Origin of the sequence: Paludisphaera mucosa (assembly GCF_029589435.1) — a bacterium.
Classification (GTDB): domain Bacteria; phylum Planctomycetota; class Planctomycetia; order Isosphaerales; family Isosphaeraceae; genus Paludisphaera; species Paludisphaera mucosa.
In genome coordinates this window covers 79,092-102,764 of sequence record NZ_JARRAG010000005.1, presented here as the reverse complement: position 1 = coordinate 102,764, position 23,673 = coordinate 79,092, and the positions used below count along the sequence as shown (strand labels likewise).

Genomic DNA, 23,673 nt, shown 5'->3' with positions numbered 1-23,673 from the left:
GCGGCTGGGCGTGATCCTCGAGGAGGCTGCGAAGGGGGGCGACGCCTTCGAGGACCGCGAGGTCCGGGAGGTCGTCGACATGCTCACCGGGGGCCGCGTCGACCTGGTCCAGATGGGCGGCCGCGAGCCCAAGCGGGGCTGGCTCCGGGGGACGTTCCGCCTCCGCCTGCCGGGCGTCCCGGCCCCGGGCGCGGACGCGGCGGGGGAGGAGGTCGCGATCGACTTCCGCGAGCCGCCGCCCTACGAGCTTTACGCCGACGCCGTCAAGGAGGCGTACGACCGGGGCCTGCTGTACAAGGCGATCGCCGCCGAGCTCGGGATCACCCGGAACATGACGTACAAGGCCCTGGGCCATTGGTACGGCAGCCGCGGCCTGCCGGAGCCGGACGGCCGCTCCCGCCGGGCGACGCTGGCGGAGCCGACCCTCGAGCCGGCCCCGTTCATTCGGATGGCCGACGACGCCCTCAGGCTCTGCGACCTGGGGCTGCCGTATGGCGACATCGCGGCCCGGCTGGGCTGCGACCGCACCACGGCGGTCAAGGCGATCCAACACGCCTGCGGCCTCGTGGGCCGGGTCGTGCCGGACGGCCGCACGCGTCGCAGGCTGCTGAACCGGCGCGCCCCGAAGCCCGCCGACGACGGCCCTCGGCCCTCGCCGGCCTGACCCCGGGGCCCTCGCCGGCCCGACACGCCGCGGGGCGCCGGGGCTTCGGCCCCGGCGCCCCGCGGCTTTTCCTTAGCCGTCGGCCACGTCGATCCGCAATCCCGACGTCGTTTGTTCTCGCCATGGTGGTGGACACGACCATGGCGAATTCAAACGATGCGACATATCGACGCATCATACATATTGGAAACGCTTTACGGATCGTGGCGAGGGGCCGGGCGCGGGCGGCTCAGCGATCTCGGGACCCGCTATTCCAGCGTGCGCCCGCGGCTCGAGTCCTTGGCCTTCCGGCTGGTCGTACCACGCCCCCGTCTGCAAGGACGACGGAGCCCGGCCCTTCGTTCAGGGCGAAAGCCCGATGGAAGGCAGCTGGCCCCCTACACGGCCGGGGACCCGCGTCCCAGCTCCAAATCGCCGAAGGTCATCCGAATCCTAAGACGGTTCAATGGGAGTCTGAGAAATGCGTCGCCCGGACGGCTCAGCGAGGCTGGTGGATTCCCTGGGAAATTCATCGCGGCTTATCTTCCGCCAGGCGGTGCCACGCCTAAGGTAGCGGCTTCCGGCCTCTGCCTCGCGAGACCGCCGGTGCCATGCTGTTTCGTGACCCGACGGGCGATCAATCCTGGTAGATCGTCACTGGCGATATATCACCCATCGGGTTATAGTTCAGGCTGGAACGAGGGGCGGGGAGGAGGCGATGTACAGTGACGAACATCGGAGGGAGCTGGCCGCGAACGACGTCCCGGTCGACGGCCTGCCGCGGTTCATCGAGGTCGCCGGTTTCTTCGCCGAGTGGACGGGGCTGGGCCTGACCGAGGCCGACCTGCACGTTCTGCAACTGACCCTCGCGTCCCGCCCGACGGCCTGGGCCGTGGTCGCCGGGACGAACGGCGTCCGCAAGATCCGGTTCTCGGCCCCCGGCTCCGGCCGGGGAAAGAGCGGCGGGTTCCGGGTCTTCTACCTCCCCGTCGTCGAGCATGCCGTCGTCGTCCTCGTCGTGACCCTGTCGAAGTCCGAGCGCGAGAATCTGACCAAGGCCGAGCGGAACGCCGTCGCGAAGCTCGTCGCCACGGTCAAGGCGGGCTTGGAGAAGGAGGCTCAGAAGCCATGAAGAAGAATAAGGCTCCCGCGATGAAGACAGGGCTTTCCCTGGGCGATCGGCTGATCGCCGGGCTGGAATCGGTGGTCGAGGCCCTGGAATCGGGCGAGCCACTGGAGAAGCGGCTGACGATCCGCACGGTCAAGCTCGACCTGGACCCGCGAGCGTATGGCCCGGAAGAAGTGAGGGCGGTGCGGGCCAGGCTCGGCGCCAGCCAGGCCGTGCTCGCGAAGTTCCTCGGCGTGTCGGTCCCGACGCTCCAGAAGTGGGAGCAGGGGAAGCGGGCCGTCCCCACGATCGCCGCCCGCTACCTGGACGACGTCCAGGAGTTCCCCGACCTCTGGACCCGGCGGATGCAGCTCGCCGCGAAGTGACGCGACACCCCTCCCCTCTCGGAGGTCCTTCACGCCGGACTTCCAGGCCCGTTCAAGCATCCGCTCGGCCAACTGCGGTTGGGTGGCGAACGCGACGTCCTCCGGAACGCGTTCCGCGACGCGGCGGTCGGGGCCGTCGGCTCAGCGCCTGGGCAGGTACAACTCCCGATCCAGCAGCACATGCCCTTGAGGCCCGCGAACGCGGGAAGACGCCGACCTTTCGGTTCTCGATCAGGCCGACGGTGCCGCTGTACCGCCGCCGAATGTCGGCCGACTCGTCCCCCTCCTCGAGGAGCCCGGAGTCGTCGACGATCAGGACGTCCTCGGCGACGGCCAGGCGTTCGCGGGCGTAGGCGACCAGGTCGTAGCGGATCCGATCGGCGTCCCAGTCGGCCCGGGCCCGATGAGGTGCTGGATCGGCGAGCTGCCAGCCGTTCTTGCGCTCGACCCCCGAGAGCTGGCCGCGGAGGTATCCGAAGGTTCGTCGGGTGAAGCGGCGGTCCGGACGCACGCCCACAGCGTCGAGTTCATCGGCCCACTCGCGCACGTCCTCGCGATCCGAATCGACGGCCGATCACGCACGTGACTGACGACGTGCCTTCCCAGAAGCCGCAGCCCGTCGATCGTCACCCGGAGCCCGAGACCGCGCGATGAGTTCCTGGGAAATGAGCCGCTCGGACGGCCTGCGAGATTGGTGGATTCCCGGGGAACCCATCGCGGAAGACCTTCCATCAAGCGGTGCCACGGCCAAGCGGAATCCAAGGTCGACGCCCCCCAGGGTTCCCCGAGAATCAAACACGCGGCGTCCCATCCGCGCCGAAGGGATTCCTGGGGGATTTGCCGCGTGCGGCCCCTCTCCGGCCCATTGATGGCCGATCGCGAGACGGGGTCAACTCCGCCCCCCCAGATGGCCGATGAACGGGGCTGACGACGTCGCGGGTTCCCCGGGAATCCCGCTTCCCGGGTAGGCCGGGCCTTCGAGGGCGTCGCACGTCTGACTTCCCCGGGAACCTCGCCCCGCCTAGGAGGCGCAACATGCTCGTGGTGACGCTCTTGAACCAGAAGGGGGGAGTCGGGAAGACGAGTTGCACGCATCATCTTTCAGGCACCCTCGCGAGCGTTCTCGGTAAACGCGTGCTCATCGTCGACGCCGACCCGCAAGCCAGCCTGACGCAAGGGTGGTGGGGGCCGTCCGCGACGCGGACCTTGGACCCGTCGTCGACGATCGCGCCAATCCTGGCCGGCGACCTCCCGCACCCGGGGCAGGTGATCCACGAGACCGGCCTGGCGGGCCTCCACCTGGTCCCCGGATCCCGCGCCGCGTCCGTGTACAACGTCGCCGACCCGACGACCGCCAGCCGCGAATCCCGGGAGACGCTTCGTGAATTCCTCGTCGAGGTCGCGGGCGATTACGACCTCGCCCTGATCGACTGCCCGCCCAACCTCTACGGCTGCAGCTTCGCCGCGCTGGCCGCGTCGAACCATCTCGTCGTCCCGGTGCAGCCCGAAGACTACGGGGCCCAAGGCATCGCCGACGTGCTGGACTCGTTGGACCTCGTCCGATCGGAGGGGTACCCGGTGACGTTGCTCGGCTACCTGCTGACGATGGTCCAGTCTCGCCGGGCGCTCCATCAGGTCTATGAGGCCAACGTACGCGAGGCTTACGGCGACCTCGTATTTGCAGCCCGGATGCCCGAGGCGGCGGAGTTCCCCGAGGCCATCGCCCAGCGGAAGACGATCACGCAGTACAAGCCCAAGGGCGCGGCGGCCAAGGCGATCAGGGCGATCGCCGAGGAACTGCTGTCGAGGACCGAAGGCGTCCAGCCTACGGCGAAAGGAGTGGCGGCATGAGCGGCAAGCACGAGATGCTCAGGGCGAACCTCTCGAACATCCGGGAATCGCTCGGCGACTTCGACCGCTCGGCTACGGCCCCGACGGCCGGCCCTCGCGCGACCCCCGCCAAACTCCTCGGCGTGACCCGGTCCCGAGACGTCTCGGAGATCGAGATCGACCGGATCGTCCCGGATCCCGACCAACCCCGGAAAGAGTTCGATGTCGAGGCCCTCGAGAGGCTCGCCGAATCGCTCCGTCGCAAGGGCCAGCTGCAGCCGATCCAAGTCCGCTGGGACGAAGGGAGCGGCCGGTACGTCGTGCTCCTCGGGGAACGGCGATGGAGGGCGGCCGGGATTGCGGGGCTGGCCAAGCTCCAGTGCGTCGTCCGCGAGGCTCCGCTCGGCGACGACGAACGGCTGGCGATCCAGGTCGTCGAGAACTGCCTGCGTGAGGACCTCACGGCGATGGAGCAATCGCACGCGTTCCGGGCCCTGATGGACCGCGAAGGCTGGACGATGGAGCGTCTCGCCGAGGAGCTCGCCGTCTCGAAATCCCACGTCGTCAAGACGCTGTCGCTGCTCAAGCTGCCAGAGTCGGTTCAGCGTCAGGTGGAGCAGGGGGGGCTCGGCTCGTCGGCCGCCTACCAGATCGCCAAGCTGGACGATCCCCGAGAGCAGGTCCGCATGGCGGCCGCGGCGGTCGACCAGGGGCTGACCCGCGACGACCTGGCGAGACAGATCCGGACGCCGAAGTCGGGCCGGAAGACGACGGCCAAGGCGACGAAGCGGCGCGCGCCGCAGGTGCGCGTCCTCAGGTTCGGGGGATACAAGATCACCCTTGAGAAGAAAACCGGCGTCGAGACCGACTCGGCCGTCCAGGCCCTGAGTGAGGCGATCCGCAGCCTCGAGGGAGAGCGGCGCGGGGACGCCGACGTGGCCGCGTGAGGAGGTCGGCCTGGGTGGGGCCGCAGACTCGCGGCCCACACACCACGACCAACGCGTGAGGCGTTCGGGGGGTCGGTCGAATTGGAGGACACGGCCTGACCGACCCCAACGGAGTCGCGATATGAGGTCCACAGATGACGTTGATTGAAACGGACGGGGCGGGGATCGAGGTCGCGGAGGGCCTGGCTGACGTCGGTGCGGAGGCGGCGAGGCCGAGGCCGGTGATCAGCCTCGACCGATCCAGACGCGCCGAGCCGTTGGCCATGAAGCGGCGATGCAAGTCGTAGATCTCGAAGACGCGGCCGCGGAGCGAATGCCTCGAACGCTTAATGGCACGATCATTTGTCTTATATATAAAATCATTCGTATGAACGGATTTCGCGTCTGTAGCGGCGTTCACGGGGCGGGGGAGCCTATGCATCCACCTGATCGCGTTCCAGCTTCGCCGCCACAAACTCCCTGAGCAGGCTGGTCATCAGGGTTTTGCGGAATCCGGCCATGGCCGGATTTTCGAGATTCAGCCGCATGTCGAGGCCGGCCTGGGCCAAGGCTTCGGCTTCAAGTTCCTGCAGCTGGGCCGGGTCAAGCCGCTGTATATGAGCCCCGGCCAGTTTCAGCAGCGTCGATTTCCGCTGCTCCAGTTCCAACTCCCGGCGACGCTTTTCGGCGGCGTCGCGTTCTTTCGCCTGGCGGGCTTCCTGCCGCCGCTGCCGCTCGGCGAGCGAAATATAGCCCTTCGGCGGTGCGTAGTCGTTCTTGATCGCCTGCACCAGATAAGCCGCGGGCTCGGCGATCTTTTCGGGCTGCTTGGCGGTCAGCCAGTCCATACGCTCCATCTGCGCGCGAATTTTCTCCTCGGCGTGCTCGCGGACCAATTCCGCGGCGACGGCCGCCGTCACGCCACGCTCGACCAGGTCACGCTCCGCCTGGTCGGCGGCGTTGAGCGGCGGCGAGAATTCCAGCGGCTCGATCTCCAGCACGCTCGGACCGCCGCGTTTGGTGAAGGCGCGGTATTCCGCCCGGGCCTTCGGGCCGGGCATGAAGAGCATCACCCAATCGGGGCGGCCTTCGCCGTCGGTCGTATCCTGGTAGTCGACCTTGGCGATGTAGCCGGATTCCTTGTGCGGCTTGAGAATCTTGTTCATCTGGCTCCGGGCGTGCTCCCAATCCAGGTGCCGGGTCTGGGGGGCGTGGGCACAGAAGTCGGAGTAGGTGATCCTCGCCCGCGGCCGGTCGTATTTGAGGGCGGCGTACATCTGGAAACTCAGCAGCTCGTAGAACCGCTGCGGGGCGGGGGGCAGGCTCTTCAGGTAGTCGTAGTCAAGGGGTCGTGCCATGGCCCCGTTGATCACCTGGATGAACACGTCGTTGAGGACGATGTAGACGCCGTCGGCCTTCTTGCCGCCGGGGAGCTTTTCGCCGGTCAGGATGACGCTGTAGCGGGTGAAGGCCGCTTCCAGCGTCTGCTCTGTACCGTCGTTCCGGCGGTATTCCGTCCTCGACGTGATGCCCGCGAAGGCGTTCTGAAAGAGCGATCGCTTGATGTCGCTGCGATTCTTGCCGCTGTCGGCCAGCCCTAGCTCGCGGCAGATGTCGCTCAGGCTGCCGAGCTTGAGCATGCGTGGGATCGGCCGCCGGGCTTCCTCGATGCGGCGGTTGATGATCAACGTGTCGAGCTTGTAGGCCAGCGGCCCCGGTTGGCCGTACTCGCTGTTGTAGCTGACTTTCCACTTGAGCGTGGCCTCGCCCCGCTCGTTGGACTCGTTGACCTCGATCTTGATGCTGCCCTTCCTCGCCAGCCGGTGGACCGGGTAACGGGAGAGCGCGGTCTCCACCCGGATGGTGTTGACCGGCATCGAGTCGGTGGAGGGCGGAGAATCGGTATCCATAAACATACTTTCAAAAAAACATCACCACCCGTCCCTTGTTGTTGTCTTTCTTTTGAGTCCTGCAAAGTCTAATAGTCTAGGCGGAAATACGGTGACGGTAAAGTATTTAGTAATTGGACCTTGGAAAGAATTTCAGCATCGATCCCGTACCTCAAGGTGCCGGATCCCGTACCTCAAGGTGCCGGATCCCGTACCTCAAGGTGCCGGATCCCGTACCTCAAGGTGCCGGATCCCGTACCTCAAGGTGCCGGATCCCGTACCTCAAGGTGCCGGGCGCGAACCCCAAGGTGCCGCCTTCTCAGGGCAGTGAAAATCGAGTCAGTACCCCAAAGTGCCGACCGCCGAAGCACTGGCGAAGGGCTGTACCTCAAAGTGACGGACGGGCTTTAACCGTGAAATGGGGAAGGATTAAGGGATCGGAGGGCTCGTAGGAGTGGATTAACCATCCCCGGCCATGCGCACGGCGGGTATTCGTACCTCAAAGTGCCGACACTCGGATGTCGCCTGCTTCCTAGGCGTACCCCAAAGTGCCGGTTTCCAAGGTCACTCCCCGCTGGTTTACCGCCAGTTGACCCGCGTGTGTGGGTTGTCCAATTGATCGATACGCTGGAAGTCCGCAGTCTTGCCAGTCACGAGATCAAGTTCGTGGATCAGGGCGATGGCTGAGGAATCCCCCGGAAGTCGCCGGTGCGGGCCCACGTGCCAGAAATGGGTCCGCCAGATCTTGACCGCCAGGCTGGTTTTTGTATTAATGAAAATTCACGCAAATTGAAGAGGCATGGTTCCTTCAAGGAGGGACGAGCAGCCTCTGCAACGTCCCCGCGTCCTCGGCCCGGACGTCAAGTTCTCCTGTTTCGGCCGGGCATGCACGGCGGCTGGAAGGGGCTCTCGAACTCAAGAGGACCTCATGCGGGCATCGGCAGGAATTCCCAGGCTCCTGATGACGCTGCTGGTGCTCCGCGTCGTCGCCTGCCCGATCGCCGCCAGCCACTCCGCGGCCGGGTCCGAGGCCCGCTTCATCATCCGGGTCTGCGTATGGCCGGCTCCCAGGGCCGGGCGACCGGCCCTCGTCCTGCAACGTCGCGTCGACCCCGCTGAACCGCTGGGTTCGACCCGGAGAAAGGTATCGGCCGGACGTCGTGAAGGCGGGGCGATCGCCGTCTCGGCCTATCGCTCCGACCTCCTCGCCCTCCTCTCCCGCACCGGCCTCGCGCCGGTCCACGTCCCCGACCGCCCGCGCTGCTGAGCCGGCCTCAAGCCGGTCCACCCCGTCGTCTCCACGCTTTCACGCCGCGGCCGCCCTCCCCGGGACGGCCCCAGCCGCGCGCCATCTCGCCCGTCCTGGGAGACATCCGAATGAACGGCTTGATCCGCGCCTCGCTGCGCAATCCGCACGCGGTCGTGGTCTTCTGCTTGACGCTCGTGCTGATCGGCGGGGTGTCGATATCCATGATCCCGATCGACATCCTGCCTGTCTTCCGCAGCCCGGCGGTGCAGGTGCTGACGTTCTACTCGGGGATGCCCGCGGCGAGCGTCGAGAAGGACGTCACCAATCGGATGGAACGCTGGGTCGGGCAGGCGAACGGCACGCTGCGGCAGGAGTCGCGGTCGATCGTCGGGGCCAGCGTCGTCCGGGACTTCTTCCGGAGCGGGGTCGACCCCAACGGGGCGCTGACGCAGGTCAATTCGCTGGCCACGGCGGCCGTCCCGAGCCTGCCGCCGGGGACGCTGCCGCCGGTGATCCTGCCGTTCGACCCGACGGGGACGACCCCCGTGGGCATCCTCGCCGTCGACAGCCCGGACGGCTCGCAGAACGAGTCGATCCTCTACGACGTGGGGCGGTACGAGGTCCGCAACATGGTCATGAGCATCAACGGCGCGATCGCCCCGGTCGTGTACGGCGGCAAGATCCGGGCGGTCATGGCGTACCTCGACCGCCAGAAGCTCGAGGCCCGCCGGCTTTCGCCCCTCGACGTGATGAACGCGATGGACCAGTATAACGTCTTCCTGCCGACGGGGGACGCCAAGCTCGGCGACGTCGACTACGCCCTCGATTCGAACTCGATGTTCGACTACCCCGCCGAGATGGGGGACATCCCGCTCCGCTCCGAGGTCGGCAACGTCTCGTACCTCCGGGACGTGGCGACGACCAAGGACGCCTCGTTCATCCAGACGAACGTCGTGCGGATCGACGGCCGCCGCGAGGTCTACATCCCGATCTTCCGCCAGCTCGGGGCCAGCACCCTGGCGGTCGTCAACAGCGTGCGCGCCAGGCTGGACGAGTTCACCGCCCGCCTCACCCGGGGCGGCATCCAGCTCAAGCTGGTCATGGACCAGTCGGTGTTCGTCCGGCAGGCCATCTCCAGCCTCGTGCAGGAGGGGGTGCTGGGCGCGATCCTCTGCTCGCTGACGATCCTGCTGTTCCTGGGCCAGATCCGGATGACGGCCATCGCGGTGATGACGCTGCCGATCGCGGTGCTCTCGGCGTGCATCTTCCTCTACTACGCCGGCCAGACGATCAACGTGATGACGCTGGCCGGCCTGACGCTGGCCATCGGGCCGATGATCGACAGCGCGATCATCTGCCTGGAGAACACGCACCGGCACCTGGGCCTGGGGGCGACGCCGAAGGACGCCGCGTATCTGGGGGCGAGCGAGGTCGCGCTGCCGGAGCTGGTCTCGACGCTCTGCACCTTCCTGGTGCTCGCCCCGCTGGCGTTGATGCCGGGCATGGGCGAGTTCCTGTTCATGCCGATGACGCTCGCCGTGGCCTTCGCGATGTGCTCGTCCTACATCCTCTCGCGGACCCTCGTCCCGATGTGCAGCGCCGCCTGGCTCAGCGGCCACGGCCACGGCCACGGCCGCGAGTCGGGCGCCCCGGGCGGCGAGGGGGACGATCGCGACGACGGCCCGCGGCCGGGGTTCGTGGCGCGGGCCTTCGCGCGGTGGGAGCGGGGGATGGACGCCGCCTTCGCGGCGTACGCCCGCCTCCTGGGCCTGGTCCTGCGGCGCCGCCTGCTCGTCGTCGGGACGGCCTTCAGCCTCCTCGCCGCGACGCTGATCCTGATGTGGCCGATCATGCGCCGGGAGTTCTACCCCGAGGTCGACGGCGGGGCCTTCGAGATGTACCTCCGCGCCCCGAGCGGGACGCGGATCGAGAAGACCGAGGAGAAGGTGGCCCAGCTCGAGGAGTTCATCAAGGCGACGATCCCCCACCACGACCTCGAGCAGATCGTCTCGGAGATCGGCGTCAACGCGGACTGGTCGGCCGCGTACACGCCCAACGCCGGGCCCATGGACGCGGTCGTCAAGGTACAGCTCCACGAGCATCGCGGCAAGTCGGCACAAGAGTATGTGCATCTCGTCCGCACCGGCGTGACCAAGGACCCGCGATTCACCGACTGCGACTTCGGGTTCGACTCGGGGGGCCTGGTGCGGGGGGCCATGAACGAGGGCAAGTCGACGCCGATCAACATCCGCGTAACGGGCAAGGACCAGCGGACGGCCTGCACACTGGCCGAGCGGATCCGCGCCCGCTGCGTGAAGGTCGACGGCGTGGTCGACGCCCGGATCATCCAGCGGCTCGACTATCCCGAGTACGTCATCGACGTCGACCGGGCCAAGGCGGCCGACCTGGGGCTGACGCAGTCGGACGTCATGAAGAACGTGGTCGCGGCGCTCAACTCGTCGATCCAGTTCAACAAGAAGAACTTCTGGATCGACCCGGTGGGCGGCAACCAGTACTTCGTGGGCGTGCAGTACCCCGAGGGGGACATCAAGTCGATCGAGACCCTGCTGAACATCCCGATCACCAGCAAGGACCAGCGCAAGGCGATCCCGCTGAGCAACCTGGTCTCGTTGCGGCGGACCACGGTGCCTACGGAGGTCACGCACGACAACATCCAGCCGACGATCGACCTCTCGATGGGCGTATACGGCCGCGACCTCGGCCACGTCTCCGACGAGGTGACCCGGGCCCTCGAGGACTTCGGCGAGCGGCGGTCGGACGGCTCGTGGGTGCCCTTCGACCCTGGGAAGAAGGGCCATTCGCTGCTGAAGGGCTCGAAGATCGTGCTGAGCGGCGAGTACGCGCGGATGCAGGACACCTTCCGCAACCTCGGATACGGGCTCGTCGCGGCGTCGGTGCTGATCTACTTCCTGATGGTCGCGCTCGACAAGTCGTGGGTCGTGCCGCTGACCGTCATGCTCATCGTGCCGCTCTGCCTGATCGGCATCCTGCCGACGCTCTACCTGACGGGGACGGCCGTGAACGTCCAGTCGCTGCTGGGGTTCATCTTCGTCGTCGGGATCAAGGTGGCGAACACGGTGCTCATGACCGACTTCGCGCAGGAGCTGCGGCACGCCGAGAAGCTGACGCCGACCCAGGCGATCTTCAAGTCGGCCTCGATCCGGGTGAAGCCCGTGACCATGACGGCCGTCGCCGCCTTCTTCGCGCTGATCCCCAGCGCCCTGGCCCTGGAGCGGGGGAGCGAGGCCAACGCCCCGCTGGCGCGCGCGATCCTGGGGGGGCTCGCGGCCGGCGAGCCGGCGACCCTGTTCGTCCTCCCCTGCCTCTACGCGCTGCTCGTCCGCGACCGCGAGGGCGGGCATGACGACGACGAGGGCCCCGGCGACGACGGTTGAGCGCGTCCGGGGGATGACCGACGCATCGCCGGCTTTAGGGTATTCCAGCGAACGATCCGACGGGAAGGGGTGGGGCCGTGTCGAGCACAGTCGAAGTCGAGGCCGGCGAGGCGTCGCGGGGCGGCAAGCGTTCCTGGAGGAAGCCGATCCTCGCGACCGCCGCGATCGGCCTTGCGGGCGCCGCCCTGAGCTGGCATTTCGCGAGCCGCCGGGGCGAGGTGCGCCCGGCTCCCACACAGGACGAATCCCGGGCGAGCGTCGAGCCCGTCGCCGTCCGGGTCGTCCGGCTCTCGGAGGGGGGCATCCAGCGGACCAGCTCGCAGATCGGCACCGTGCAGCCGTACCAGGAGGCCGACCTGTACGCCAAGGTCTCGGGCTACCTGGCGAAGCTGCACGTCGACTACGGCGACTCGGTCAAGGCGGGCCAGCTGCTGGCGGAAATCGACGACCCGGAGATCGTGGAGGAGGCGAACCGGGCCGCCGCCGACCTCGAGCAGGCCGAGGCGGCCGTGGTGCAGGCCGAGGCCTTCGTCGAGTCGGCGGCCGCGGACCGCGCGGCCTTCGCGACGGCCGTGGAGCAGGCGAGGGCCGAGGTCGACCGCTACGCCTCGATGCGAACCTACCACGAGAAGAAGTTCGCGCGGTACCGCGACCTGGTGGCCAAGCAGGCGATCCCGCAGCAGATCGCCGACGAGGAGGAGGAAGGCTACGAGTCGGCGCGGGCCTCCGAGCTGGGCTCGCGCAAGGGGGTCCTGAACGCCGAGGCCCAGCTCGCCGCCGCGGCGGCGCGGGTGAAGAAGTCCCAGGCCGACGTGGTGGAGGCGAGGGCCAACGTCGACGTCGCCCGTTCGAAGCTCGCGAAGGCCCGGGTCCTCGTCGCCTACACGAAGATCACGGCGCCGTTCGACGGCGTGGTGACCCGGCGGAACGTCTTCCCGGGGGCGTTCATCCGGTCGGCGGAGGAGGGGGGGGTGACGCCGCTGCTGGCGATCGCGCGGATCGACGAGGTCCGCGTCGTCACCCAGGTCCCCGACCGCGACGTCGCCTGGACGGACGTCGGCGACGCGGCCGAGGTCACGCTCGACGCGCTCGCGGGCCAGGTCTTCAAGGGGACGGTCTCGCGGTTCGCCCAATCCGAGGATCCGACCACCCGGACCATGCACACCGAGATCGACCTGCCGAACCCGGAAGGGAAGATCCGGCCCGGCATGTACGGCGTCGCCTCCATCCTGCTCGACCGGGAGTCGAAGGGCTCGACGCTCCCCGCCTCGGTCCTCGTGGGCGAGTCGAAGGGGGGCAAGGCGGACGTCTACGTCGTCAAGGACGGCGTCGCCCGCAAGACGCGCGTCGAGATCGGCGCCGACGACGGGCTCCGGGTCCAGATCCTCTCGGGCATGAGCCCCGAGGACCAGGCCATCCTCAACACGGGCGCCGTCGGCGACGGGACGCCGGTCCGGGTCGCTCCGGCAGCGGGACCGACCCGCCAGGCGGACTCTCAGGCTGCCGCGGGCGGAGGCCCGCACCACGGCTGACGGGGAGGTCGACGCTCGCGCCACGCTCGGTATTCCTGCAGAAAGCCGGATGGCGGGCCGATCGAACCCTTATGGCGCGCCAGGTCGGGCGTCGCCCCACGTTCCAGGCGAAGGAGGATTCCATGGCCGCCCGATCCCCAGGCGTCGCCCTCGGTCTCGAGGCCCTCGAAGCCCGGCGGCTGCCCAGCTCGACCCGCCTCGTCCAGGGCCCCCGAGCGGCGGAAGTCGCTCCCGCGTCCCCGGTCGCCGCCACGACCGCCTTCGGGTCGGCGGGCACGCTGGAGGTCCTCCAGGGGTTCGTCGCGGCCTACCTCAGCTCGGCCGGCGGCCCGCGCTACGATCCCGCCTACGACCTGAACCACAACGACCAGATCGGCCAGGACGACGGCCGGATCCTGCTCCGGATCCTGCCGCCGATCAGCCCCAGGATCCCGCTGAACCTGCAGGTCAAGCTCGCCCCCGAGGACCAGGCCCGGGGCTCGCTGCCGAGCAACAGCGGCGGGACCACGCACAGTCGGACGCCGACCGTCGTCGGCCGCACGACGCCCGGGGCCCTCGTCTTCTCGGGCGTCGGCGCGACCGACCTCAAGCTCCGCGGGCCGGCCGTCGTGGCCGACGAGCACGGCTATTTCCGCTACTCCACGACCCTGACCGACGGCATCAACCAGCTCGACTTCCAGGTCGTCGACCCCTTCGGCCGCCAGGTCCTGAGAGCCTTCCCGATCTACTGGCTGGACTTCGCCCAGTACGAGGCCGCCCACCCCAGGGACCTGTAAGCCCTCCTCCCCAGGGGCGTCGCCCGCCCCATGCGCGGACGAGACCTCCGCCAGGTCGATCGGCTTCGGTTCGGCTTCCTTCGTCGTCGCGACCAACGAAGCCATCGGACGCAAGTTCAATCATATCATAAGCGTAAGATCGATTTTCAGTCCTGGATCGACTTGCGCGCCTCTCATGATTTTCCGCCCGTTCGAGGGTCTCGGGAACTCGTCGCCATTCGCCCGATCATCGATGACGCTCGCCCGCGCAAGCGTTCCCAGTATGATCATGGGCCATGATCGCCAATCTCGAAATGGCGGCCGCGGCGAATCTCCGTAATCGCTCGGATCGAGGGGAGCCATGAGGCGGATATCGGATCGCCGAATGAAACAAGGTAGGCCGAATCAGGGGGCGGCATCCCCCCTCGACGGCGTGGCGTGGCGCGGGAAGGGGAGCGGCCCAGGGGCGACGAGGCCGGCGAGCGGGGGCAGCGGCGGCGAGGCGATGGGGGCCGCGGGGAGGGGCGCGTCGGCCGGGCCGCTCAGCGGGGGAGGGGAGCCGAGGGCGACGAAGAGCCGCAACTCGGCCTGGTTGTAGTCGGTCACGGCGCGGATGCGGGCGATGCGGGCGTTGTTCAGCAGTTGGAGGCTGTTGACGACCTCGATGGGCCGGCCGACCGTGCTGCGGATCCGATCCAAGTCCTCCCGGAAGCCCTTCTCGGCGCTGGCGAGCTGGAAGGCGGTCACGTCGACCTGGCGACGCGAGGCCGCGACCGAAGCGTAGGCGGAGGCCACCTCGGCGCGGACCTCGGCGATCGTCCGGGCCCGCTCGCCGACCGCCTGGCCGACCTCGGCCTCGCGGCGGCGCTGGAGCGAGAGGTTGCCCATCCCCAGGTTGCGGACCGTCCAGAAGAGGGAGACGTCGAAGTCGCTGCGGCCGCCGAAGTTCCCGAGCTGGGTGCCGAAGGGGCTGCCGCCGCCGCCGAAGCCGCCGGCGCTGAAACCGACCCAGAGCGTGGGGAGGAGCGGGCGGAACTGCTCCTGCTTGTGGCGGTACTCCGCCGCGTCGATCGCGGCCGATCGCGCCCCGACCTCGGGCCGGCCGGCCAGAGCGGCCTCCAGCAGCTCGGGCAGCGTCCGCGCCGGATCGACGATCGTGACGACCTCGGCGGCGGGGGCGATCGGCCGGATCCGCACCGCCTGGTCGAGGTGGAGGCGGTGCGCCAGCCGGGCCGCCGCGACGGCGGCCTCCTCCTCGGCCTGGCGGACCTCGACGACGATCAGGCTCAGTTCGGTGGCGGCGCGCTCGGCGTCGGCGTCGCGGCCTTCCCCGGCGTCGGCGTAGGCCCGCGTCAGCCGGGCGACCTCGGTCCCCTGTTCGGCGGTCTCGCGGCGGACCCTGAGGAAGGCCTCGGTCGCCATCAGCTCGAAGTACTGCTGCGAGACCTCCAGGAGGATGCTGTTGGCGGTCGCCCTGGCGTCGAACCGCGTCCTCACGACCTGCTGCCGCGCGGCCAGGGGCTCAAAAACGGCGTCGGTCAACGGGCTGAAGATGCTGACGGCCGGGACCTCGACGGTGCTGGCGGCGAAGACGTCCGACCCGCCGCCGAAGTAGAGCGACTGCTCCCGCAGGTCGAGGATCCGCCCCGAGGAGCGCTGGAGGTTGCCGAGGTGGTTGTGGTAGGTCGTCCCCAGGTTGAGCGAGGGGAGCAGCAGGACCTGCGCCCCCTGCAACGCGGCGGCGGCCTCGCCGATCCGCTGCCGCGCCTCGGCGATCAGCGGGTTCTCGGCCTCGGCCAGCCGCAGGGCCGCCGTCAGGTCGATCGCGAACTCGGAATCCTTGGGGGGGATCGATGGCGCCTCGAAATCGCCCGGCGGAGGGGGCGCGGCGTTCGACGTCGGCACGACCTCGCGATCGATCGGGCCCGCGGCGGAGGCGGGCTGCCGTTGAGGACCGGTACGGCCTCGACGGCCGGATCCTCGCGACGCCGCCTCCTTGGCGGCGACGGAACGCGCGGGCGACGGTTCGCCGGCCGCGGCCCGCGTCCCCGACGCGTTCCGGGAGATGGCGCAGCCGGGGAGCAGGGCAGCCAGCAGGACCGAGGCGCAGGTCCATCGCAAGGGCGTTCGGGGCGTGGCCGCCCGGTTTCTCCGACGTCCCGGTCTCGCCATCCTTCGGCCCCCCCTCCCCGGCTCCATCATCGCCTCTCACTCGAACCTCGCGACGGTCAAGGGCCGGAAGGCGGGCCGTTGCCGGGCGCGGCGGGCGTTTCCGGCGGGACGTCGCCGGCGGGGGTGGCTGGCTTCGTCGCCGCGGCGGTCGGCCCCACGCCGTCGACCGGCGCCGGGTGGGCGAGCATGTCGGCGGGCGGCTGGCCCAGGGCGACGTAGAGCTCGAACTGCGCCCGGTCGTAGTCGATGATCGCGTCGAGGTACGCGAACCGGGCGCGGGCGAGCAGGCGGAGGCTGTCGACGGTCTCGATGGCCGGGGCCACCGTGTTCTCGATCCGGATCAGGTCCTCGCGGAACCCCTTCACGCCGCTCGCGACGGCCTTCTGCGACGTCCCGATCCGCGCGTAGCGGGCGTGGGTCTTGGCGTAGGCCTCGGCCACCTCGGCCCGCACGCGGTCGAGGATCGCGATCTCCTGATACTTCGCCACGCCCAGACGGGCCTTGGCCAGGTTGATCAGGGACGCATTACCGACGCCCAGGTTGCGCAGGGTCCAGTAGGCCACCACGTCGTAATCCGATCGGCCGCCGAAGCCGCCGAACACGGGTCGGACGAGGTTGCTGCCGCCGCCGAAGCCGCCGGCGCTGTAGCCGATCAGCACGGTGGGAGAGAAGGGCAGGGCGCGGGCCCCTTCGAGCATGACGAGCGACTCGCGGATGGCCGCCTGGCGGTCCTTCAGCTCGGGGCGCTGGAGCAGCCCCAGCGCGATCAGCTCCGCGACTGGCGTCGGGTCGGGGACGATCGGATGTGGGACGACGAAGGCGTCGGTGGGGTGCAGCCGGAGCGAGGGGTCGACGTTCAGCACGAAGCAGAGCCGCGCCGACGAGACGAGGACGGCCTCCTCGGCCGCCTGGACGTCGTACTCGCGGCTCTCCAGTTCGGTCTGCGCCCGGTGGGCGTCGGCGGCGCGGCCCTGGCCGGCGTTGGCGTACGACGCGGTCAGGTCGGCCACCCGCTTCGCCTCGTCGCGCACCTGCAAGGCGATCGCGCGGCGGCCCTCGGCCCGCAGCAGCTCCGAATAGGCGAGGGTCGTCTGCAGGAACGCCTGGTTGCGGACGGCCCAGGCGTCGAAGCCGCGCTGGGCCACGACCTGCCGCGACGCGAGGTAGCCGAACACGGCGACCGCGACGTTCCCTTCGAGGACCACGCCCGGGACGTTGACGGTGCCTGCGGCCACCGCCCCGCTGCCGGCGCCGAGGTAGAGGGCCGAGCGGTTGACGGAGAGGATGTTGCCGTTCGACTGCTGCAGGTTGCCCGTGTGCGTGTCGTAGTTCCCGCCCGCGTTGAGCGACGGCAGGAACTGCGCCGCGGCGAGCTGCTGCAGCGCCGACGCCTCGACGACCCGCTGGCGGGCGATCAGCAGCTGCGGGTTCTGGGCCCCGGCCAGCCGCAGCGCCGTGTTCAGGTCGATCGGCCGGACCTCCGGCTCCAGGAGGGTCGCCGGCGAAGGGGGACGGACGATCTCGTCGCGCCGGCCCTTCACCATATCGCCCAGGGGCGCGGCCTCAGGGATCACGCCCGACTCGGCGATCGGCCGGCGAGCCGGTGAAACGTCCTGAGAATGCGCCCCGCCGGGTCGCCCGGCGATCAGGCAAACCGCGACCAGGCCCACAGCCATGCCTTTGTGCCGTATTAGACCCATACTACCTCCGGTGCCGTCGGATCCGTCCGGGGGCGGCCCAATCGTCGCGTTCATCCTTATCGGCGCGGTCAACATTGCGGCTTTAACCCGCCCAGTCGTTCGCCGCCTAACGCCCGCTGCGCCTGGGCCGCCCGAGGGCTTTCAAGAGGTTGGCCGTGGTCGCTCGGTGAGTGTTCATGGGTCGGTGCCTGAGCTGAAGCGGGCGGGCTGCGCATCATCGAGTCATGATGCGGCTGAGGAGCATACCGCAGGCGATTTGGGATGCGATCCCGGCGGAGGCCCTGATCGTCGTCGCGGCAGTGGTCGCCGCGTTCGAGGCTCGCATCGCCCCGTGTGGAAGCCCGCCTGAATCTGGCGCTCGCGCGACGGTCGTTCGCAAAACGGAGGCAGCCCTGGCTGCATCGCGGGGTGCAAACGCGTTTGAAACGCGGGGTCCGCCGCGGCTCGAAGAGGACGACGAGGGCGTCGAGCCGAGGAACGACGCCGCCGAGCGGGCCCTGCATCACTCCGTCCGCCGACGCAAGACCAGCTTCGAGACCGACTCGCCGGCCGGGTCGTGGTAGGTGGAGCGAATCCTGGCCGCCTTCGAATCCTGCCGTCTCCCGGGCCGCGACCTGATCGACATCCTCGTCATCGCGATTCAAGCCCGCCGCTCAGTCGCCGCGCAGCCTTCTCATCCCCGCCGGAGCTTGAATCGTTGCCCGAGATCAGCGGAGGCCATCAACGGCCTCGATGATTTCGATGATGTTGTCGTCCGGGTCTCTTATGATGAAACTGCGAGAACCCTCGGCGAAGGGCTTCTCGAACAGGACGCCATGGGCAGAAAAATGATCGGCCGCACCCCGCACGTCGACCGTCATGAGGTCGAACGAGATGCTCGCGCATGCGCAATAACTTCGGTGTGGCGACGGCCCGGTTGCGAAGGGCAATAGCAGGTAGAAGACGTCTCCATTCCTGAGCCGATAAGCCCCGTCCTCTTCCTCAACGAGCTCGAACCCGAGAACACGTGTGTAGAAGTAGAGACTTTTCGGCGCGTCAGTACATACGACGTTGATTTCGCCGGACGTGAACTTCATCCTGCCTCCTTGTTGAAACGCGCATCCTGGGCGAGAGGCGGCTCATTTCGACGGAAGTCGATTCTGGCGGGGCGCGCCGCCACATCGCCAGAGACGTTTCCGCCCGGCCATCAGAAAGGGGAGTCGAACGACCCTTTCGGCGGCAACCGCAAAGGCCCGAAGCATTCCAAATTCGTCACAGGGTTTTCGACTTTTTCTTTGGCGATCGGAGGGGCGATTTGTAGAGTGAGCCTAACTGAGACTCGGCCGAATTCCGTTGCAAGTCCGAGGGACGTAACTCGCCTCCTCGAACCACACATGTCTCTTGAGGCCGCCGAGCTACTGTGATCGCCGCGAAGCGACGCAAGGATCCATAGATCTGTCCAACGGCTCGACCTGGGCGATTAGGGCAGCCGTGCCGACCGATTCCAGACCCATCGCCTTGTAGAATTCGAGTCGGCAGTCTCGGACCTAGCCGCCGATCGGGCTGTACCGGCGGGATATTCGGTGGGAGGGTCGTCATTTCGCACTGAATCATTCAGACCACGAGGAGAATAGGTGAAATGGACGTCTTCCGTGCCGAGAGGCGGCTCGTTCTCTCTGCGCCAGGCGCGCCGATCCTGCTGCTGGCGGCGGCAATCCTCACGGGTGTTCTTCCTGCACTCGCTGTGATGAATCCCCCGGAATTCCACGACGCAGCGGATCAACCGGCGACCGGTGCGGAACCTCCGTCGGCGGCTGTGCCGGAGATATTGAAACTCCCTGGCAGCGCTGCAGAACTGGCCGGCGTGTCGCTCGCCAGATTCAGAGACGCCGCCAGCGCCGAGAGGTCCGTCCTGGTCGTCTCGGGCTGCGGCGGAGGCGGGCCGATCAACTCGTTCGGGCAGATCCATAACCTCGTGGTGTCCGCCACTCCGATGGACCGCAACGCCGGAACCTCGTCGCTCAGGCTGGACTTCCTCGGCGCCCCCGAGAAAGTCACTGCGGATTCGATCGAGGATACCGAGGCGATCAATGGGACGCTCGAGGTTCTCGACCCGAACGGCGCAGTCGTGATGAAGACCAACACGATCAGGCGCTACACCCTGACCGGATCGGTCCCCAGGAAGTTCGAGTTGACCGGCGAAGCCGTGATGGATCGCGACGGAGCCGCGACGCCTATCCGGTTCGACGTCTCCAACCTGGACGGGCCGTTGTCCTTCTCAATCCGGAACACGACCGGAACGGTCCTTGCGTCGAGCAAGTACGCCCCGAGCATGGACTCGACGATCCAGCTGAAACGACCCCACGGGAAATCCGAGGGGATCGTGCGCGTCCTCGATGCGGGAAACGGACAAGCCCTCGACGAGCTGAAGATCGAGGGACAAATGGGTGGATCGGTTTGGGACGGCGAACACGTCTGGCAGATCGTCTACAGCGCATCGAAGATCGTCGAGATCGGGCTCACTCCCAAGGCGAGGATCGTCGGCTCGATACCGACGCCGGGTAAGGGCCACTGGGGCGGCCTCGCCTTCGACGGGAAGAATCTGTGGATCCATGGCAAGCGAAGCACGGACCAAGGGTACGTCCTCGTGACGATCAGCCGGGAAGACGGGAGGGTCCTGAAGGAATCACCGGCAGACCCGGCGATCAACGGGCTGGCCTGGATCGGGGGCCGGCTGTATGCGGCCATCAACGGCCAGGAACTGCGTCCGATGAGGCTTGGATCATCCATTCGGGAGCTGGACGCGGCGACCGGCGCATTCAAGCCCGAAGAATACGCCATGCCCGACGGTGTATTCGCCCACGAGCTGGAACACGATGGCGACGGTTCATTGCTGATATGCACTTGCACGGCGCAGGGATACTTCGACGCGCCGCTCTCGCTGCGCAGGATGATCATGCCCAAGCGATAAGCGCGTCACTGGTTCGTCGAGACTTCCGTTCAGGTTTCCAGGAGTGCCCAAAGCCCCATCGAATTTTGTGGAAAGGAGGGCGTCTGTGTTGGCTCCTCAACCCATTCGGTTTATTGCTCGGGGATTGCTCATGGCCGCGTTCACCGTCGTCCCGGCGGTGAGGCCGTCCGCGCAGGAACCCGTCAAGCCCGCGACCCCCGCGCCTGGCGGCGGTTTGACGCAGGAGCGCGAGATCGACGTCGTTCCGTCGCAACTCAACCTGGGAGACGACCTGAAGGCCATGGTCGCCACGGACCTCGGCGTCGACCCGGCCGAATGGACGCATTTTCGGGTCGCGCTCGACCGCGTCAGTCGTCGGTTCGACACCCGCTCCGACGCCGAGGTGATCAAAGCCATGGGAGTCGGCAACTCCTCGACGCTTCGGGAGCAGGCGGTCTTCGAGTACGCCGACCGGCATCGCGAAAAGGCCGTGCCGGGATTACTGCGGGCTTACCAGAACGAGGCGGATCCCAGGGTCCGGATCGATGCTCTCTGGGCGGCCGCGAAATTCGGGGGGACGAACGCGGTCGGTTTCGTGAAGACGGCCCTGGAGGATTCCAACATCGAGGTCCGCGAGTGGGCCTCCATCTTCCACGAAGAGTTGGGAGTCGGGGTCGTGGGGTTCGGCAGCCGAAAGGTCCGCGGCTACGCCGGGAGAGTCTTCGACCAGTCGATCCCGCTGCATATCCTCTGCAACGTCTACGTGAAGACCCCGCTCAAAACGTGGGTCAAGGTCGTGCTCTCGCCGCTGAAGATCGAGGAGGTCTTCGGCAAATGCCACGCGAACACCACCGTGGCTTCGCGGGAGCATCGCATGGTGATGACGAAGCGCATCAAGAACTATTACACCGACGGCGCCCCCCACTACGAGACCTTCCGATTCCACGGCTTGACCGAGCGGACCAACCCGAACACCGCGAATTTCGCGTTCGTCTCGACGGAAAAGCGGCCCTTCTTCGTCTCGGGCCAGATCGGCAACACCAGCGCCGGCGTAATGGACGGGGACGTCAACTTCGTGCGCGTCGGCCAGTGGAAGTTGGATCCCAACATCCCCGTGCGAGACGACTTCGCGATCCGCTACGTGAAAGGCAACTTCCTGAGCTGGGGCTACGTCTCGATGGCCCAACTGCTCGACGACGACGACGGGGACGGCAGCACCCTCGACCGCGGCGAGTTCCTGCGGGCGGTCGTCGCCGACGATGACAAGGGGGAATACTGCAACGCCTTCGTCTCCGGCACCTGGAAGGGCAAGATGACCGACGAGGATGGAGACGGGATCCTCGACCTGAACCTCCCTGAGACGATATGCACCGCGGCCGGCTGGCTCGACCTGGATCACGACGGCAAGGCCGACGAGCCGCGCGCGACCACGACAGCCTATCGGACGATCAATCGAGGTCAGGGCGCCCCGAACGTCCCGAACGACGGGCGCGTCGTGGATGTCGGCCCGAGCCGCGGCCGTGAGATTACGGGGGGGGCTCGATGACGACCACGGCCGGCCTCGATCCCGAAGTCGCCCTTCCGAGTCGGAGGCGCTTCCTGATCGGCGCCGGCTCCGCCTTCGGGGCGACGTGGACGAGGGCCGGGCCGCCGAGCAGCTCCGACGACCGCCCTCCCGTGGTCGTCGTCGGGGCTGGCCTGGCGGGCCTCGCCGCCGCCCTTGAGCTCGCCGAGCGCGGAGTTCCCGTGCGGGTGCTGGAGGCCCGTTCCGAGCCGGGTGGGCGAGTCCGGACTGCCCGAGCCCCGTTTCGCGACGGATTCAACGTGGAGTTGGGCCCGTGGCGGATCCCCGCGAGCCATTCACTCACCCTGGGGTTCGCTCGCAAGTTCGGACTGAAGCCCCGACCCGTGCGATCCGACCAGGAGAACCGAAATTACTACGTTCGGGGCCGGGCGCTTCGGGGCTCCGACGTGCGAAGTCGGCCGGAGCTTCTGCCGTATGAACTGCCGGAGGAGGAGCGCCGGCTGGGGCCGATCGGACTCTGGGAGCGGTCCCTCGAGCCCTACATGCGACTTCGTCTGCCACCGACGGTCAACCCCTGGCCGCGCGAATTGAGCGACCTCGACCATCTGTCGCTCGGCGAGTTCCTGAAGTCTCGCCAGGTCTCGACCGAAGGGCTGCGGATGATCGGCGACATGTTGGGTTTCGCGCCGTTTTTACATACGGCGTTCCTCGCCAACTTCCGCGAGGAACTGCATGACTACCACGACGGTTTCTTCACGATCGATGGGGGGAACGATCGGCTTCCGAAGCTCATGGCCGGTCGTTTGAAGGACGCCGTCCAGTACGGAATCGAGGTCGTCCGTGTGGAGCACGGCGGGCCTCGGCCGGTCGTCTGCTTTATTCGGGATGGTCGTCGCGAAAGATTAGTCGCCGAGCGAGTCGTGTTGGCCGTCCCCTTCTCGGTCCTGCGGGACGTCGTATTCGAGCCCGCGCTCTCGCCGGAGAAGGCCCGGGCGGTCCGCGAACTCAACTACGAGCCCGCCACGAAAGTCGTGCTGCAGTGCCGCCGCCGGTTCTGGGAGGGTGAGGGTGGCCGTCGAGGAGGGGTCACGTACACGGACCTGCCGATCCAGTCGATTCTCTATCAAGATTGGTCCGATCGGGCGGACGGGCGAGGACTGATGGTCTTCTATGCGATGGGCCGAGCGGGTCCTCTCGACCAGGTTGGAACAACCCCGGAGCTCATCCGCACGGCCATCGGCATCGGCGAGAAGATCCACCCCGGCCTGGGCTCCGAGGTCGAGGAGGCCGTCGCAATTCGGTGGGGCAGAGAACCATTCGCCCGGGGGGCGTATCCCGTCTTCCTGCCAGGCCAGGAATCAGAAATGGGGTCTCTTCTCGCACGTCGCGAGGGACGGCTTCACTTCGCGGGCGATCACGCCTCGGTCTTCCCCGGCTGGATGAACGGCGCCCTCGAGTCAGGCCAGCGGGTCGCGCACGAAATATCGGCCCTCACCTGATGACGCCTGACAGGTTCAACCGCCCGCATCGAGTTCGTAGCGCGGGTCTCGAGAGCCCAGGATTCGCCACGATCGGGATCGTGGTGTTTGAGAAGCCGCCTTGTAGCTCGGGGA

18 protein-coding genes are annotated in these 23,673 nt (G+C 67.8%); 13 read left to right on the top strand and 5 right to left on the bottom strand.

The annotated features are described in order from the left end of the window. The 3 genes from PZE19_RS31795 to PZE19_RS31785 form a co-directional block, all read left to right on the top strand. A partial coding sequence (locus tag PZE19_RS31795; protein ID WP_277864699.1) for a hypothetical protein occupies positions 1–664 on the top strand: 664 nt, incomplete at its 5' end. A gap of 697 nt (positions 665–1,361) precedes the next feature. Next, complete coding sequence (locus PZE19_RS31790; RefSeq protein ID WP_277864698.1) at positions 1,362–1,775, top strand: hypothetical protein; 414 nt, start codon at positions 1,362–1,364, stop codon at positions 1,773–1,775. Beyond that, positions 1,772–2,137, top strand: coding sequence for a helix-turn-helix domain-containing protein (locus PZE19_RS31785; RefSeq protein WP_277864697.1), 366 nt, complete (start codon positions 1,772–1,774; stop codon positions 2,135–2,137). The genes PZE19_RS31790 and PZE19_RS31785 overlap by 4 nt, the downstream gene beginning before the upstream one ends. 52 nt (positions 2,138–2,189) lie before the next feature. Here the strand turns inward: PZE19_RS31785 and PZE19_RS31780 are convergent, their stop codons facing one another. After that, positions 2,190–2,684 carry a transposase gene (locus PZE19_RS31780; RefSeq protein WP_277864696.1) on the bottom strand — a complete coding sequence of 165 codons (495 nt, stop codon included), beginning with the start codon at positions 2,682–2,684 and terminating at the stop codon, positions 2,190–2,192. Between the two features lie 488 nt (positions 2,685–3,172). Here PZE19_RS31780 and PZE19_RS31775 point away from each other — a divergent pair, with 488 nt between their 5' ends. Both PZE19_RS31775 and PZE19_RS31770 read left to right on the top strand, forming a co-directional pair. Continuing rightward, positions 3,173–3,988, top strand: a complete 816-nt coding sequence (locus PZE19_RS31775) for a ParA family protein (RefSeq protein ID WP_277864695.1) — start codon at positions 3,173–3,175, stop codon at positions 3,986–3,988. Next, entirely contained in the window at positions 3,985–4,914 is a 930-nt protein-coding gene (locus PZE19_RS31770) for a ParB/RepB/Spo0J family partition protein (RefSeq protein WP_277864694.1), read from the top strand. Before PZE19_RS31775 ends, PZE19_RS31770 begins: the two co-directional genes overlap by 4 nt. A gap of 413 nt (positions 4,915–5,327) precedes the next feature. Here PZE19_RS31770 and PZE19_RS31765 read toward each other — a convergent pair whose 3' ends face one another. Then, positions 5,328–6,803 (bottom strand): hypothetical protein, encoded by a 1,476-nt coding sequence (locus PZE19_RS31765; protein ID WP_277864693.1) that lies wholly within the window; start codon positions 6,801–6,803, stop codon positions 5,328–5,330. Between the two features lie 907 nt (positions 6,804–7,710). On the opposite strand from PZE19_RS31765, the gene PZE19_RS31760 reads away from it, so the two are divergent. The 4 genes from PZE19_RS31760 (at position 7,711) to PZE19_RS31745 (ending at position 13,755) form a co-directional block, all read left to right on the top strand. Continuing rightward, positions 7,711–8,049 (top strand): hypothetical protein, encoded by a 339-nt coding sequence (locus PZE19_RS31760; protein WP_277864692.1) that lies wholly within the window; start codon positions 7,711–7,713, stop codon positions 8,047–8,049. A 110-nt stretch (positions 8,050–8,159) separates the two neighbouring features. Further along, positions 8,160–11,447, top strand: a complete 3,288-nt coding sequence (locus PZE19_RS31755) for an efflux RND transporter permease subunit (RefSeq protein WP_277864691.1) — start codon at positions 8,160–8,162, stop codon at positions 11,445–11,447. Between the two features lie 77 nt (positions 11,448–11,524). Further along, on the top strand, positions 11,525–12,979 hold the full coding sequence (locus tag PZE19_RS31750) for an efflux RND transporter periplasmic adaptor subunit (protein WP_277861114.1): 1,455 nt from the start codon (positions 11,525–11,527) through the stop codon (positions 12,977–12,979). Positions 12,980–13,101: 122 nt separating this feature from the next. Then, positions 13,102–13,755: a hypothetical protein gene (locus PZE19_RS31745; RefSeq protein ID WP_277861115.1), complete on the top strand. Its 654-nt coding sequence runs from the start codon at positions 13,102–13,104 to the stop codon at positions 13,753–13,755. Between the two features lie 384 nt (positions 13,756–14,139). Here PZE19_RS31745 and PZE19_RS31740 read toward each other — a convergent pair whose 3' ends face one another. Continuing rightward, entirely contained in the window at positions 14,140–15,639 is a 1,500-nt protein-coding gene (locus PZE19_RS31740) for a TolC family protein (RefSeq protein WP_277864690.1), read from the bottom strand. Positions 15,640–15,962: 323 nt separating this feature from the next. Continuing rightward, on the bottom strand, positions 15,963–17,480 hold the full coding sequence (locus PZE19_RS31735) for a TolC family protein (protein WP_277864689.1): 1,518 nt from the start codon (positions 17,478–17,480) through the stop codon (positions 15,963–15,965). A gap of 353 nt (positions 17,481–17,833) precedes the next feature. Between PZE19_RS31735 and PZE19_RS31730 the strand changes: the two genes are divergently transcribed. Further along, entirely contained in the window at positions 17,834–18,169 is a 336-nt protein-coding gene (locus tag PZE19_RS31730; RefSeq protein ID WP_277864688.1) for a hypothetical protein, read from the top strand. A 144-nt stretch (positions 18,170–18,313) separates the two neighbouring features. Here PZE19_RS31730 and PZE19_RS31725 read toward each other — a convergent pair whose 3' ends face one another. Next, entirely contained in the window at positions 18,314–18,682 is a 369-nt protein-coding gene (locus tag PZE19_RS31725; RefSeq protein ID WP_277864687.1) for a VOC family protein, read from the bottom strand. Positions 18,683–19,224: 542 nt separating this feature from the next. Between PZE19_RS31725 and PZE19_RS31720 the strand changes: the two genes are divergently transcribed. The 3 genes from PZE19_RS31720 to PZE19_RS31710 all read left to right on the top strand — a co-directional run bounded on the left by PZE19_RS31720 (position 19,225) and on the right by PZE19_RS31710 (position 23,559). After that, positions 19,225–20,556, top strand: coding sequence for a hypothetical protein (locus PZE19_RS31720; protein ID WP_277864686.1), 1,332 nt, complete (start codon positions 19,225–19,227; stop codon positions 20,554–20,556). Positions 20,557–20,686: 130 nt separating this feature from the next. After that, entirely contained in the window at positions 20,687–22,081 is a 1,395-nt protein-coding gene (locus PZE19_RS31715) for a HEAT repeat domain-containing protein (protein WP_277864685.1), read from the top strand. After that, positions 22,078–23,559, top strand: coding sequence for a flavin monoamine oxidase family protein (locus PZE19_RS31710; protein WP_277864684.1), 1,482 nt, complete (start codon positions 22,078–22,080; stop codon positions 23,557–23,559). Before PZE19_RS31715 ends, PZE19_RS31710 begins: the two co-directional genes overlap by 4 nt. Positions 23,560–23,673: the final 114 nt, after the last annotated feature.